Consider the following 14640-nt stretch of genomic DNA (forward strand, 5'->3'; position numbering starts at 1 on the left):
GCGGTAACACATGTCCAGCACGCGCCTGCCGCTTTCCGCGGCGCAGTCCGGAGTCTGGCTCGCCCACGAGCTGGACGCCTCCCGCCGCAAGCACAACACGGGCGACTACCTGGTGATCGGCGGCCCGGTCGACCCGGCGGTCTTCGCCGCGGCCTGGCGGGTGCTGGCGGCCGAGGCCGACGTGCACCGGGCGGGGTCGGTGCGGTCGCGGGACGGGCTGTGGCTGGACGTCGGGGAGGAGGCCGGGACCCGGCACGAGTTCGCCGACGTCTCGGCCTTCGCCGACCCGGACGGGGAAGCGGTGCGCCGGATGCGGGAGGTGCTGGCCCGGCCGTGCGACGTCGGCGGCGATCCGCTGACCGGGTCCCGGCTGTTCAAGGCCGCCGGGGACCGGTACCTCTGGTTCCAGTGGGGCCACCACGTCGTGCACGACGGGTACTCCGCCGGTCTGTGCGGCCGACGGCTGGCGTCTGTCTACAGTGCACTCCTCGACGGGCGGCCGGTCGGTGACAGCGGGTTCGGCACCTTCGCGGAGCTGTTGCGGGACGAGCGCGAGTACCGCGGATCGCCGGACTGGGCGCGGGACCGCGAATACTGGCAGGCGGCGCTCGCCGACGTGCCTTCGCCGCCGCGCCTGGGAGGCACGCGGATCGGTGAAGCGCGGGAAGTGGCCTTCCTGCGGTCCTCCGGTGCGCTCGACGCCGCCGGGCTGGACCGCCTGCGTGCGGCGGCCAGGGCGGCCGGGACACTGTGGACGGTCTGGGTGACCGCGGCGTTCGGTGCCTACCTGAACCGGATGACCGGCCAGGACGACGTGCTGCTCACCGTGCCGGTGACCGCCCGCACCACCCCGGTGGCGCTGAACACGCCCGGCATGCTGTCGAACCAGGTGCCGCTGCGCTTCCCGGTCGAGCCGGGTGCCGGGGCCGGCCGGATCGTGCCCGCGGTCACCGAGGCCATGCGGGGGGCACTGCGGCACCAGCGGTACCGCTACGAGGACATGTGCCGCGACCTCGGGGTCACCACCGGTTCACTGCTCGCGCCGATGATCAACATCATGCCGTTCGGCGGTGACCTGAGCTTCGGCGGGCACCCGGCCCGGCTGCGGAACCTGTCGCACGGCCTGATCGAGGACCTGGCCGTGGCGATCTACCCCGAGGGCGCCGGTGGCGGCCTGCGGTTCGACTTCAGCGCCTCGCCGGAGTCCTACGGCCAGGCCGACGTCGACGCGCACCAGCGGCGGTTCGTCCGGTTCCTGGAAGAGGTGGCGGCCGATCCCGCCCGGCCGGTCGCCGGAGTCGACCTGATGCTGCCCGGCGAACGCCACCGGGTCCTCGAGCGGTGGAACGACACCACCGGGGCCGAGCCGCCGGTGGACGTGGTCGCGGCCGTCGCCGCGCAGGTGGCGGCCCGGCCGGACGCGACGGCGGTGGTCTTCGGCGGGCGGACGCTGACCTACGCCGAGCTGAACACCCGGGCCAACCGGATCGCGCACCACCTGATCGAGCGCGGCGCCGGGCCGGAAACCTTCGTCGCGCTGGCGATCCCGCCGTCGGCCGACCTGGTGGCGGCGGTGCTCGCCGTGCTGAAGACCGGCGCCGCCTACCTCCCGCTGGACCCCGTCTACCCGAAGAGCCGGATCGACGCGGTGCTCGCCGACGCCCGCCCGGTCACCGTGCTGCGCGAACTCCCCGGCCTCACCGAGCAGCCCGGCACCGACCCGGTGGTGGACACCGCACCGGGCAACCAGGCGTACATGATCTACACCTCGGGCTCGACCGGCCGTCCCAAGGGCGTGGTCGTGCCGCGGTCCGCGTTGTCGAACTTCCTGGCCGCGGTGGGGGAGATGGGGCTGGTCGGCGCGGGCGACCGGGTGCTCTCCATCGCCAGGGCCGCCTTCGACATCGCCACCCTGGAACTGCTGTCGCCGCTGGTCAGCGGTGCCGCCGTGGTGGTCGCCGACGTGCCCACGATCGCCGACCCGGACGCGCTGACCCGGCTGGTCCTCGACGAGCGGGTCACCGTGGTGCAGGCGACGCCCTCGCGATGGCAGTCGCTGCTGGGCAACGGCACCGGCTGGCTGGCGGGCTTGCGGGTGCTGACCGGCGGCGAGGAACTGCCCGCCGAACTGGCCGCGACCCTGCGCGCCGGGGCCCGCGAGGTGGTCAACCTCTACGGCCCCACCGAAACCACCATCTACTGCACCGGGAACCGCCTGGAGCGGCCGATCGTGGTGCGGCCGTCGGTCGGCGGCCCGTTCCGCGACTCCCGCGCCTACGTGCTCGACGAGGACCTGACGCCACTGCCGCCCGGTGCCGTCGGCGAGATCTACCTGGCGGGCGCCTGCCTCTCCCGCGGGTACCACGACCGGCCGGGCCTGACCGCGGACCGCTACCTGCCGGACCCGTTCGCCGCGCCCGGCGAGCGCATGTACCGCACGGGGGACCGCGGCCGGTTCCTCGCCGACGGCACGCTGGAATGCCTTGGCCGCACGGACTTCCAGGTCAAGGTACGCGGCCACCGGGTCGAACTCGGTGAGATCGAAGCGAACCTGACCGCGCTGCCGGGGGTGGACCACGCGGTCACCCTCGTCCGCGAGGGTGCGCTCGTGTCCTATGTGGTCGGCCGGGCACCGGACCCGGGGGCGCTGCGGGCCCGGCTGGCCGACGTGCTGCCCGCGTTCATGGTGCCGTCCGCCATCGTCGTGCTGGACGCCCTGCCGCTCACCGAGAACGGCAAGCTCGACCGCGCCGCCCTGCCCGCGCCCGACCGGACCGCGCTCGTCACCGCCACCCGCGGGGCGGGCACGCCGGAGGAACGCGTGCTGTGCGAGCTGTTCGCCGAGGTGCTCGGCCTGCCCGAGGTGGGCGTGGACGACGCGTTCTTCCGCCTCGGCGGGCAGTCGCTGCTGGCGGTGAAGCTGATCAACCGGGTCAGGACGGTGCTGGACGCCGAGCTGAGCGTGCGCGACCTCTACGACGCCCCGACCGCCGCCGGACTCGCGCTCCGGCTGGACTCCGCCGCCGAACCCCGGCCGCCGCTGCGCCGGGCGGAGCTGCCGGACCCGCTGCCGCTGTCGTTCGCGCAACGCCGGCTGTGGTTCCTCAACCGGCTCGGAGGAGCGGGCGCCGGCTACAACATCACCACGTCGGCCCGGATCTCCGGCCCGCTCGACGTGCCCGCGTTGCGGCTGGCGCTCGCGGACGTGGTCGCCCGGCACGAAACCCTCCGCACGGTCTTCCCCGAAACCGACGGGGTGCCGAGGCAACTGGTCCTCGATCCCGTGGCGCCGGAGCTGCCGGTGCTCGGCGTGTCCGAGGCCGAGCTGCCCGCGCGCCTGCGCGAACACGGCCACCAGGGCTTCGACCTGACCGCCGACCTGCCGTTCCGCGTCGCCCTGTTCCGGGTCGGCGGCGAGCACGTGCTGGTGACGACCACGCACCACATCGCCGTGGACAACGGCTCGATCGCACCGCTGGCGGGCGACCTGATCACCGCGTACACCGCGAGAGCCGCCGGCCGGGCACCCGGTTGGGCGGAGCCCGCCGTGCGGTACGCGGACTACGCGCTGTGGCAGCGGGAACTGCTCGGCGACCCGGCCGATCCGGGCAGCCGAGCCGCCCGCCAGCTCGCGCACTGGCGCACCGCGCTGGCCGGGCTGCCCGAGCGCGTCGAACTGCCCGCCGACCGCCGCCCGCCCCTCACCCCGGCCGACCGCGGCGGCACGGTTCCCGTCGTGGTCGACGCCGGGCTGCGCCGGGCGCTGGCCGAACTGGCCGTCCAAGCCGGGGTGAGCCTGTTCATGGTGCTCCGCGCGGCCTTCGCCACCGTGCTGAGCCGCGCCGGTGCCGGCGACGACGTGCCGATCGGCACGCCCGACGCCGGGCGCACCGACGGGGCGCTGGACGGCGTGGTCGGCATGTTCGTCAACCCGCTGGTGCTGCGGACCGACCTGTCCGGCGACCCGGCCTTCACCGAACTGCTGCGGCGCGTGCGCGACGCGGACCTCGCCGCGCACGCCAACCAGGACCTGCCCTTCGAGCAGATCGTGGACGCCGTGGCGCCGTCCCGGTCCACCGCGCACCACCCGCTGTTCCAGGTGATGATGCCGTTCCGCGCGGCGGACGAGACCGAATGGCGGGTGCCCGGCCTGGACGTGGACGTCGATTTCGTCGACCTCGGGGTGGCCCAGTTCGACCTGCAGCTTTCCCTGGGGGAGAAGGCTTCCGGCGGTATCACCGGGCACCTCGAGTACTCGGCCGAGCTGTTCGACACGGACACCGCCGAGCGCATCGCGTCGTGGTTCCGGCTCGTGCTGCACGCGGTCGCCGTCGATCCGGACCGGCCGCTCAGCCGGCTCCCGATGTTCGGTGACGGCGAGCTGGAACTGATCACCGGGACCTGGAACGCCACGGCTCGTGAGCTGCCGGGGCAGTCGCTGGCGGAGCTGGTCGAAGCGCAGGTCCGGCGATCCCCGGAGGCCGTCGCGGTGCTCGGCGACGACGTGATCTGGACCTACGCGGAGCTGAACGCCCGCGCGAACCGGCTGGCCAGGGTGCTGCGCGAGGACGGCGTCGGGCTCGGCTCGGTCGTCGGGGTGCGGCTGGAGCGGTCGCCGGAGCTGGTGCTGGCGGCGCTGGCCGTGCTCAAGGCGGGTGGCGCCTACCTGCCGCTCGATCCGGCCCTGCCCGCCGGGCGCCTGGACTTCATGATCGCCGACGCCGGGGCCAGGACGGTGCTCACCCGCGAGTCCGTCCACTTCGGACGGGAGTTGCCCGCGTCCGACCTCGGCCTGCGCGTCGGGCTCGACGCACCCGCCTACGTCACCTACACCTCCGGCACCACCGGTGGGCCCAAGGGCGTGCTGTGCTCGCACCGCGGGGTGGTGAACCGGGTGCGCTGGACCACGCGGGCGTACCTGCGCTACCGGCCGGAAGACCGGGTGCTGGTCAAGGTGCCGATCGGCTTCGACGTGTCCGTCGGCGAGATCTTCGGGCCGCTGGCCGCCGGGGCGGGGCTGGTGCTCGCCCGGCCCGGCGGGGAGCGGGAGCCGGACTACCTGCGGTCGATGGTCGTCGAGCACGGCGTGACGCAGGCGTACTTCGTGCCGTCGATGCTGTCGGTGATGCTCGCCGAGGGCGGGTTCACCGGCTGCGACTCGCTGCGGCTGGTGCTCTCCGGCGGCGAAGAGCTTTCTCCCGGCCTGGCTGCCCGGGTGCTCGCCGCGCTGCCGGGGTGCGAGCTGGTCAACCAGTACGGACCGACCGAGGCGGCACTGGACGCGACGGCGTGGCGGGTCGAGCACCCCGGCGAACTGTCCCGCGTCCCGATCGCGGGGATCGACGGTCAGGTGGGCGTCCAGGACAACGTGACGCTCCACGTGCTCGACGACGACCTTGGGCCGGTGCCCGCCGGCGTACCGGGCCAGCTGCACATCGGCGGCCGGGGCCTGGCCTACGGCTACCTCGGCCGGCCGGGCCTGACCGCGGCGAGCTTCGTGCCCGACCCGTTCGGCCCGCCCGGCGGGCGGCTGTACCGCACCGGCGACCGCGTCCGCTGGACACCGCGCCGCACGCTGGAGTACCTCGGCCGCACCGACCAGCAGGTGAAGATCAACGGCGCGCGCGTCGAACTGGGCGAGGTCCAGTCCGCGCTGACCGCGCACGCCGGGGTGCGGCAGGCGGTGGTGACGGCCGACGGGGCCCGGCTGCTCGGGTACGCCGTGCCCGTGGCGGGCGTCCAGCTCGACGGCGAGATGCTGCGAGCACACCTCGCGACCTCGCTGCCGGAGTACTCGGTGCCCGCGACGATCGTCGTGCTCGAAGCGCTGCCGCTGACCGCGAACGGCAAGGTCGACCTCGCCGCGTTGCCCGCGGTGGAGCGCGCGCCCGTCCGCCGGTCCGGTCGCACGCCGGTGGAGGACCTGCTGTGCGAGCTGTACGCCGACGTGCTCGGCGTGGGAGAAGTCGGCCCCGGTGACGGGTTCTTCGCACTCGGCGGCGACAGCATCATGTCCATCCAGCTGGTCAGCCGGGCCAGGAGCCACGACCTCCGGTTCACCCCGCGCGACGTGTTCCGGCACCCGACGGTGGAAGGCCTGGCGTCCGTCGCCGAGTCCGCCGCACCCGCGCCGGTACCCGCCGTCGACGAGGCGCTGGGCGAGGTGCCGCACACCCCGTTGTCGCAGGCCCTCGCCGAGTCCGGGGCACCGGTGGACCGGTTCGCGCAGTCGGTGCTCGTCCGCGTCCCGGCCGGTCTGGGGCGGGACCGCCTGGTCGCCGCGCTCGGCTCGGTGCTGGACCAGCACGACATGCTCCGGGCGCACCTGGTGCCGTCGAACGCGGGCTGGCAGCTCCGCGTGCGGGAGCGGGGCGCGGTCGACCCCGGCGAACTGGTGTCGACGGCCCGCGGCGACGCGGACATCGCGGCCGAGGCCGCCGCGCAGGCCGGGCGGCTGGCGCCCGCCGAGGGCCGGATGCTCCGGGTCACCTGGTTCGACGCCGGTCCGGAGCGGCCGGGACGACTGCTGATCGTGGCGCACCACCTGGTGGTCGACGGGGTCTCGTGGCGGATCCTGCTGCCGGACCTCGCCGCCGCCTGGCGCGGCGACGGGAGTCCGCGACCGGCGAGCACGCCGTTCCGCGTGTGGTCGGGCAGCCTGGCGGACGCCGCCCAGCAGCGCGGAACCGAATGCCCGCGGTGGGAGGAGATCCTCACCGGTCCGCGCGCGACGATCGCCACCCGCCCGCTGACCTCGGCCGACACGGGTGAGACCGCGCGGCGAACGCGGGTGAGCCTGCCGGCCGAGTACGCGGTTCCGCTGCTCACGACCGTGCCCGCCGCTTTCCACGCCAAGGTCGAAGACGTCCTGCTGACCGCGTTGTCCCTCGCGGTGGTGCGGTGCCGGGGTGGGGCCACGGTGGTCGACCTGGAAGGTCACGGACGCGAGGAGGACGCCGACCTTTCCCGCACGGTCGGCTGGTTCACCAGCGTGCACCCGGTCCGGCTCGACCCCGGCGACGACCCGGCTCGCGCGCTGAAGCGGGTAAAGGAGGCCCTGCGGACCGTTCCCGGCGACGGGCGCGGTTACGGGCTGCTGCGGCACCTCAATCCCGGGACCCGCGGACGGCTCGCCGCGTTGCCGCAGCCGGAGATCCTGTTCAACTACCTCGGCCGATTCGATGGCGGCGCCGGTGCGGACTGGGAACCTCTGCTCGGCGAGGCTGAACTTCCCCAGGGGGCCGATCCGCGCGCACCGCTGCACCACGCGCTGGCGATCGACGTGCACTCCGGCGCGGGGGTGGTGGACGCCACCTGGACCTGGGCCGGTGACGCCGTCGCCGAAGCGGACGTGCTGGCGCTGGCCGAAGCGTGGCTCGACGCGCTGCGGACGCTGGCCGGGCTGGCCGGGGGCGGGCACGTCCCGTCCGACTTCCCGCTGGTTCCGCTCGGCCAGGACCAGCTCGACGCGCTGGAGGCCGCGCACCCGGACCTTGCCGAAGTGCTGCCGCTGACCCCGCTCCAGTCCGGGCTGCTGTACTACAGCGTGCTCGACGGGGAGGTCGACGTCTACAATGGACGGTTGTGGCTGGAACTGGCCGGGCCGCTCGACGCCGGTGCGCTGCGCTCGGCCACGCACCGGGCGGTCAACCGGCACGGGGCCCTGCGCGCGGCGTTCGTCCACGAGGGCTTCGAAACGCCCGTGCAGGTGGTGCACTCCGAGGTCGTGCCGCCGTGGGAAGAGACCGATCTGTCCGGTCTGGCCGCGGCCGCGCAGGAGGCCGAGACAGAGCGGCTGGTGGCCGAGCAGTCCCGCAAGTTCGACCTGGCACGGCCGCCGCTGCTGCGCTTCCTGCTGATCCGGCTCGGCGCGCGGCGGCACCGGTTCGTGGTGGTCAACCATCACCTGGTGCTGGACGGCTGGTCGTTGCCGGTGTTGCTGCGGGAGATCTTCGCGGGGTACTCGGGTGCCGAACTGCCGCGGCCCGCTCGCCACACCAGCCACTTCGACTGGCTGGCCGGGCACGACCACGACCAGCACCGCGAGGCGTGGGCCGGCGCACTGGCCGGTCTCGGCGCGCCCACCCTGGTCGCACCGGGCGCCCGCGACGAGGACCTGACCACCCCGCGGCGGCTGACCACCGAGCTTTCCCGCGAGCAGACCGCCGGACTCGCCGCGCTCGCCCGCGCGCACTCGATCACCACGAACACACTGGTCGAATGCGCCTGGGGCGTGCTGCTCTCCCGGCTCACCGGCCGGGACGACGTGGTGTTCGGCACCACCGTTTCGGGGCGCCCGCCGGAAATCCCCGGAATGGAGCGCATGATCGGGATGTTCGTCAACACCATTCCGGTCCGGGTGCGCCTGGGCTCCGGTTCGGTGGCGGAGCTGCTGTCCCGCGTGCAGGAGGAACAGGCGCGGCTCACCGGGCACCACCACGTCGGCCTCGACGACATCCAGCGCGACCTCGGCCTCGGCCCGCTCTTCGACACGGTGACGGTGCTGTTCAACTACCCGCTCGACGTCACCACCCTGACCGGCAAGGAGGATCTGCGAATCACCGGCTACCGGGCACGCGACGACACGCACTTCGCGCTGCGCCTGGCCGTGCTCCCCGGCGACCGGCTCCGGCTGAACCTGGACTACCGGCCTGACCTGTTCACCGAAGAGGAAGCCCGGACCCATCTGGACCGCGTCCCGGTCATCCTGGCCGCCTTCACCGCGGACCCGGCGGCTCCGGTGACCGCGCTGGACGTGCTCACCGACGCGGAACGCCAGTCGCTCCTGCACAGCTGGTCCACCGGCGACTGACGAAGCGCTGAGGCCTGGCCGCGGTGAACTCGGCGGCGTTCGTCGACGGCGGCTGGGGGGACCACGCAGATGGTGCTCATCGAACCAGCGAGGAAACGGATCACCCCGTAGCGGGAGGACCCGCCAGACCGTGGCCGCGAAGCTGTCGTGGTGACGGAATTCCTGCGGCGGTGGCCGGAGTGGGCCGGGCGAGCGGCGGCGGGCTGGGCCGGGACGTGCTCACCCCGCCGCCGATTCCGCCGTTCAGCGAATCGGGCGCCGCCTGGGTGACCCTCTTCGGCGGGGCCGTTCGGCCTGGGGTTTCTCGCCGGTGCCGTGTCCTGCGGCCGCCGGTCGCGACCGCGTTGCCGTCAGCCGGGCGAGCGCACTGCCGACGGGTGAGCGATGAGCAGCCGGGTCAGCGCGTGGAAGTTCGTCGACGGGCGTCTGGGTGGTTCCGGCTCGGCGAGGGCGAGTTCCGGTAGCCGCACCGCCACTTGCCGGAGCACTTCCTCGGTCTCGACCCTGGCCAGTGCCGCGCCGAGGCAGAAGTGGGCTCCGCCGCCGAAAGCGAGGTGGGCGGCATCGGCGCGCCCCGGCGCGAAGCGGTCCGGGTCGGTGAACCGGACCGGGTCGCGGTTGGCCGCTGCCAGGTCGACGAGCACCTTCCCGCCTGCCGGGACCACGACCTCGCCGAGCCACTGCTCGGTGGCCGCCAACCGGCCGGTGGTGCGCAACGGCGGGTCCAGCCGCAGGACCTCCTGCACCACCGCGCCGGCCCGGCCCGGTTCGCCGCGCAGGGCGGCCAGTTCGGCGGGGTGGCGCAGCAGGTCGAGCACGCCGTTGCCGATCAGGCCCGCGGTGGTCTCCTGCCCCGCGATGAGCAGCAGCAGGATGATCGCGAGCACCTCGTCGAGGCTGAGCAGGCCGTCCCCGGCCCGCAGCAGTTCGCTGACGAAGTCGTCCCCCGGTTCCGCCCGGCGTTCGGCCAGCAGCGGCAACAGGAACATCGCGCAGTCGATCGCCGCGTGCCCCGCGTCGAGCAGCTGCTCCTCGGCCGGGTCGCTCTCCAGCACGGCGGTCAGCCGCGGCGCCGTTTCGCTGATCAGTTCGGCGCCTTCCTGGCCCACGTCGAGCAGCCCGGCGATCACCGCCACGGGCACCGGGTAGGCCAGGAGCTCGATCAGGTCGACCGGACCGTCCACTTCGGACACCCCGGAGACCCCGGCGGCGGCGATCTCCGCGATCCACGGGCGCAGGGCCTCGATCCGCTTCGCCGAGAAGCTCGGCGCCACCAGTTCGCGGAACCGGTCGTGCACCGGCCCGTCCGCGAACAGCTCCAGCATGGTCGCCATCAGCGGCGGCAGGTCCTCGGCCCCGCCCATGCCCGCCAGCAGGCGCAGGTTGGCGGCCAGGTCGCTGACCCACCCCGGCCCGTGGAGCACCTGCCGCGCCAGGGGGAAGGAGGTGACCACGAGCGCGTCGAGCCGTTCGTCGAACCGCACGCCGCTCATGCCCGCCCGGCCCGGAAGCCGGCCGCCTGGGCGCCGAGCTCGGTGGCCGGCGGGCCCAGTCCGTCCAGTTCCGCCAGGATCGCCGCCCAGTCGGCGGTGGCCTCCAGCGCGCCGAGGATGGCGGTGATCCCGGCGTCCATCCGGGAGTGGAACAACGTGTGCGGCGGCATGGTCAGCTTCTTCAGCACGGCGCCGTACGGCCCGAACGGGGAGAACATCCGCCGGTTGACCGTGGCGGCGTGCTCCCGGGTGTAGGTGAACGGCTGCTCCCCGGTCAGCGGCCGGAACTGGGCGGACATCCAGTCGTGCAGTTCCGCCGGGCTCGGGCCGCCGGTCTCGCGCAGCGAACCCAGCGCCAGCGAAGCCCGCCACACCCCGTCGGCGTCCCCCTCGGCTCCGGCGCGTTGCAACGCGGTGATCTGCGCCAGCCGGTCCGGGGTGAACTCCTTGACGCACCCGAAGTCCAGGAAGGTGACCGAGCCGTCGTCGTGGAACAGGTAGTTGCCGGGGTGCGGGTCGGCGTAGGCGACGCCGAGTTCGCGCAGGCTGCCCCACAGGAAGCGGAAGATCGCCTCCCCCCACCGGTCGCGCAGGTGCTGCGGGCACCCGGCGGCCTCGGTCCAGGACCGGCCCTCGGCCAGTTCCGTGGTCAGGACCCGCCCGGTGGACAGCTCGCCGAGCACCGCGGGCACCCGGAGGAACGGGTGACCGGCGTAGGCCTCGGCGAACCGCCGCTGGTTCGCGGCCTCCGCCCGGTAGTCCACCTCCTCGCCGATCCGGCCGCCGATCTCCTCGAGCAGCGCCCGGGTGTCCACAGTGGGCATACCGCGGCTGAGCACACCGCGGACGCGCAGGAAAGCGGTGAGCAGTTCCACGTTGGCCAGATCGGCCCGGACCGCCTCGGCGATGCCGGGGTACTGCACCTTGACCGCGACCGGCCTGCCGTCGGCGAGCCGGGCCCGGTGCACCTGCCCGATCGACGCGGCGGCCAGCGGCTCGGTGCCGAACTCGGCGAAGAACCGCTCGACGGGCCCGCCGAGTTCGCTTTCCAGCACGGCCGATGCCTCCGCCCACGGCATCGCCGGGGCGCCGGACTGCAGCCGCCGGAAGGCCGCCTGGACGGATTCGTCCGAGCCCTCCGGGTCCAGCGACATGAACGACAGCATCTGCCCGGCCTTCATCAGCACGCCACGGGATTTCCCGAGCAGGTCGGCGTACCGGCCGGCGGCGCGCTCGCGCGCGGCATCCCGGCGTTGCCTGCCCTGCAGCGCGGCGACCACCGCGCCACCCGCGGTGCGCCCGGTCAGCGCGGCCAGCGGCAGCGCCCGGCGCAGGCGGCCGGTGGGTACCGGCTCCTCGGTGCCGCTCATCGCGCCGGGCGGGCTCGCAGCACGCTGAACCCGCTCTGCCCGCAGGGTGTCGTGCCGTCCGGCTCGAACCCGTTCGCGGCGAGCAGCGCGTGCAGTTCGGCCTCGGTGCGCTCGCGGCCGCCGGTGCCGACCATCAGGTTGAGGTCGCTCATCACGGCTTGTACGTTCGGCACCGGGTCCCCGGCACCGGGCAGCACCAGTTCGACCAGCAGCAGCACGGAGTCCGGCCGCATGGCCGCGTGGCAGTTCGCCAGGATCCGGCCGGCCCGCTCGTCCGGCCAGTCGTGCACGATGCTCTTGAGCAGGTAGGCGTCCAGCCCGGCGGGCACCGAGTCGAAGAAGTCGGTGGGGACCACCTCGCAGCGGTCCGCCACCCCGGCCTCGGCCAGCACCCGCGCGGCGTCGTCCAGCCCGGCGGCGGAATCGGCGAGCACGCCCTTCAGCTCCGGGTGGGCCACGAGCAGGCGGGACAGCAGCAGGCCGTTGCCGCCGCCGATGTCGGCGAGCGTGCCGACCCCGGTGAGGTCGCAGTGCCCGGCGATGTCCGGTGCGGCGAGCGCGGTGGCCGAGGCCATCGCCCTGGCGAACCGCGCCGCCTTCTCCGGCTCGGCGTCCAGGTGGTCGAACCAGCCGGTGCCGAAGGCGGCCTCGAACGCGGGCTCGCCGGTGCGCACGCTGTGTGCCAGCTCGCCCCACGACCGCCAGGCCTCGTGGCCCCCGGTCAGCACGGCGAACTCGCGCAGCGAACCCGGCACGTCCGAGCGCAGCAACTCGCCCAGCCCGGTCAGCGCGTACTCGTCCCCTTCGCTGCTGACCACGCCGAACACGGCCGCGGCCCGGAGCACGCGCGTCAGCGAAGGCGCGTGGGTCCCGGTCAGCCCGGCCAGTTCGGCCGCGGTGCGCCCGCCGCCCGCCAGGTGGTCCGGCACCCCGAGCTCGGCGATCGTCTGCAGCACCTTCGCCGGGATGTAGCCGGCCACCATCGGCAGCAGCATCGAAGGATCGGTCATCGTGTCGTGCCCCATTTCCACCCGGAAGATTCCGCGGCCAACTCTGCCGAGCCGCGCGCACGACGGTCAATGGAACGGGCTTGAGAACGGCGACAAATCCTGGTCAGGCCGCGGTAAACTCCCAGCCCCCTCGACCGCGCAAGCGGCCCTGACCGAGGCCGATGTGGACGAACCGGTGACAGCCCGGAAGGACTCCGCACCGGTTCGTGCGGGGCCCTTCCGGGATTGTCACGGGATCAGCAGCGCCCGTAGGAATCCGCGCGGTCGTTCGTGCCGGCGGGCATCGTCCCGCGCGACTTCCCCGGCGACAACGTGTCGATCAGGACCGAGTTGCCGTTGTCGTACAGGCAGTACTGGTAGCTCGTCTTGTTGGCCCAACTGCTCACCTGGTCGTGGTCGCCCGGGTTGAGCGAACGGAAGGACACGGCCGGGTAGGCGGTCGGCGCGTAGGCGAAGTTGCCCGCGGTCCACATGCAGACGCGTCCGTTCGGGCAGTCGCCCAGCGAATTCACCTGGATCGGCGATTCGGTGCCGGCTGCCGCGGCCGGCACGAACGCTCCGGCGAGCATGGCCGCCCCGGACAAGGTGATCGAGAGTCTGACGAGAGTTCGGCGCACGATAATTCCTCCGTTTTCGTTGACGGGCGCCGTAAAACGGGTCAATCCCCGTCTGTGCGCCCCTTGCGCCGGGAAGTCTGCAGAGGTTCGTGGTGCACCGGGCCGGGCATGTCCGCGATCCTGCGAATCCTGTCCCCGGTCAGCCCGTAGTGGCTCAGGAACGCTTGCCGGAGTGTTTCCGCTGACTGGAACCCGCATCGGCGGGCGACCGCCGCGAGGGAAAGTTCGCTACCCCGCACCAGATGCGCGGCGGCCTCGGTCCGCGCCTCGCGCACCGCGCGAGCCGGCGTGACACCCAGCTGGCTCGTGAAGAGCCGGGTGAGGTGCCGGGAACTGATCCCCGCGCGAGCGGCCAGCGCGGAGGGACTCAGATCCTCGTCGAGGTGGGCGTTGATGTAGCCCAGCAGGTCGCGGACGACCCGGTCACCCGGCGGCGGGGCGAGGAACGTGCTGATCTGCGCCTGGTCCGCCGGGCGGTGCAGGTAGGCGACCAGTTCCCTGGCCACCGCGCGGGCCAGGGTGGGGCCGTGGTCGTCTTCGATCAAGGCCAAGGTGAGGTCGAGCGCGCTCGTGACGCCGGCGGAGGTGTAGACGTTCCCGTCGCGGAGGTAGAGCGGGGCGAGGTCGACGGTGACGTCCGGGAACGCCGACGCCATCAATTCCCCGTACCCCCAGTGGGTGGTGGCCCGGCGGCCGTCGAGCAGGCCGGCCGCCGCCAGCACGAACGCGCCGGTGCACACCGACGCGATCCGCCTGCACTGCGGAGCCAGCCGTCGCACCTGCGTCAGCAGTGCCGCGTCGGCCATCGCCGCTTCCGTCCCGTGGCCACCGACGATCAGCATCGTGTCGATCCGGCCGGTGATCGAGGCGAGCCGCCGGGCACCGGTGAGGCCGATCCCGGACGAACTGCGCACGTGCGTGCCGCTCACCGTGGCGAGTTCGATGGTGTACGGCGGACCGGCGCCGTGGTTGTTCGCTGACTCGAGCGAAGCGCTGGGAGAGGCGACATCCAGGATCTGCGCGTTCTCATAGGCGACGACCAGCACCCGCCGGTTCGCGTGGTCCCCGATGCTCACGTTCCGAAGCCCCCTCGCGGTCCGCCGAAACGGATCATTCTAGTGGTTCTCCGGCAGCAGGTGAACCAGCGACAGCGCTGAACCCAGCGAGCTGGCCAACGCGCGGCACGGCACCGACAGCATCGGCGTTATGTGCTTTGTGGACGGTGGAACTCGCACACGATGACCTCCCGCCCGAGATTCGGGGTGGGAGTGCTGGCGCGGGGGCATCCGGCGTTGCGCGGGTGTTAACGGATTCGTTCGCGCCGGGGCAACCGGCCGG

The 14640-nt window shown here is 73.5% G+C and carries 6 protein-coding genes; 1 reads left to right on the plus strand and 5 read right to left on the minus strand.

Going from position 1 to position 14640, the window contains the following annotated elements; translation table 11 throughout:
- Positions 1-10: 10 nt before the first annotated feature.
- Entirely contained in the window at positions 11-8812 is an 8802-nt protein-coding gene (locus JOM49_RS25480) for a non-ribosomal peptide synthetase (RefSeq protein WP_209666757.1), read from the plus strand.
- A gap of 350 nt (positions 8813-9162) precedes the next feature.
- Here JOM49_RS25480 and JOM49_RS25485 read toward each other — a convergent pair whose 3' ends face one another.
- The 5 genes from JOM49_RS25485 to JOM49_RS25505 form a co-directional block, all read right to left on the minus strand.
- Positions 9163-10305 carry a cytochrome P450 gene (locus JOM49_RS25485; RefSeq protein WP_209666758.1) on the minus strand — a complete coding sequence of 381 codons (1143 nt, stop codon included), beginning with the start codon at positions 10303-10305 and terminating at the stop codon, positions 9163-9165.
- Complete coding sequence (locus tag JOM49_RS25490; protein WP_209666759.1) at positions 10302-11675, minus strand: ABC1 kinase family protein; 1374 nt, start codon at positions 11673-11675, stop codon at positions 10302-10304. Before JOM49_RS25490 ends, JOM49_RS25485 begins: the two co-directional genes overlap by 4 nt.
- Positions 11672-12685, minus strand: a complete 1014-nt coding sequence (locus JOM49_RS25495; protein ID WP_209666760.1) for a methyltransferase — start codon at positions 12683-12685, stop codon at positions 11672-11674. Before JOM49_RS25495 ends, JOM49_RS25490 begins: the two co-directional genes overlap by 4 nt.
- A 236-nt stretch (positions 12686-12921) precedes the next feature.
- Positions 12922-13302 carry a peptidase inhibitor family I36 protein gene (locus JOM49_RS43270; protein WP_209666761.1) on the minus strand — a complete coding sequence of 127 codons (381 nt, stop codon included), beginning with the start codon at positions 13300-13302 and terminating at the stop codon, positions 12922-12924.
- Between the two features lie 41 nt (positions 13303-13343).
- Positions 13344-14378: a GlxA family transcriptional regulator gene (locus tag JOM49_RS25505; RefSeq protein WP_372444078.1), complete on the minus strand. Its 1035-nt coding sequence runs from the start codon at positions 14376-14378 to the stop codon at positions 13344-13346.
- Positions 14379-14640 lie beyond the last annotated feature (262 nt).

Origin of the sequence: Amycolatopsis magusensis, from assembly GCF_017875555.1 — a bacterium.
Classification (GTDB): domain Bacteria; phylum Actinomycetota; class Actinomycetes; order Mycobacteriales; family Pseudonocardiaceae; genus Amycolatopsis; species Amycolatopsis magusensis.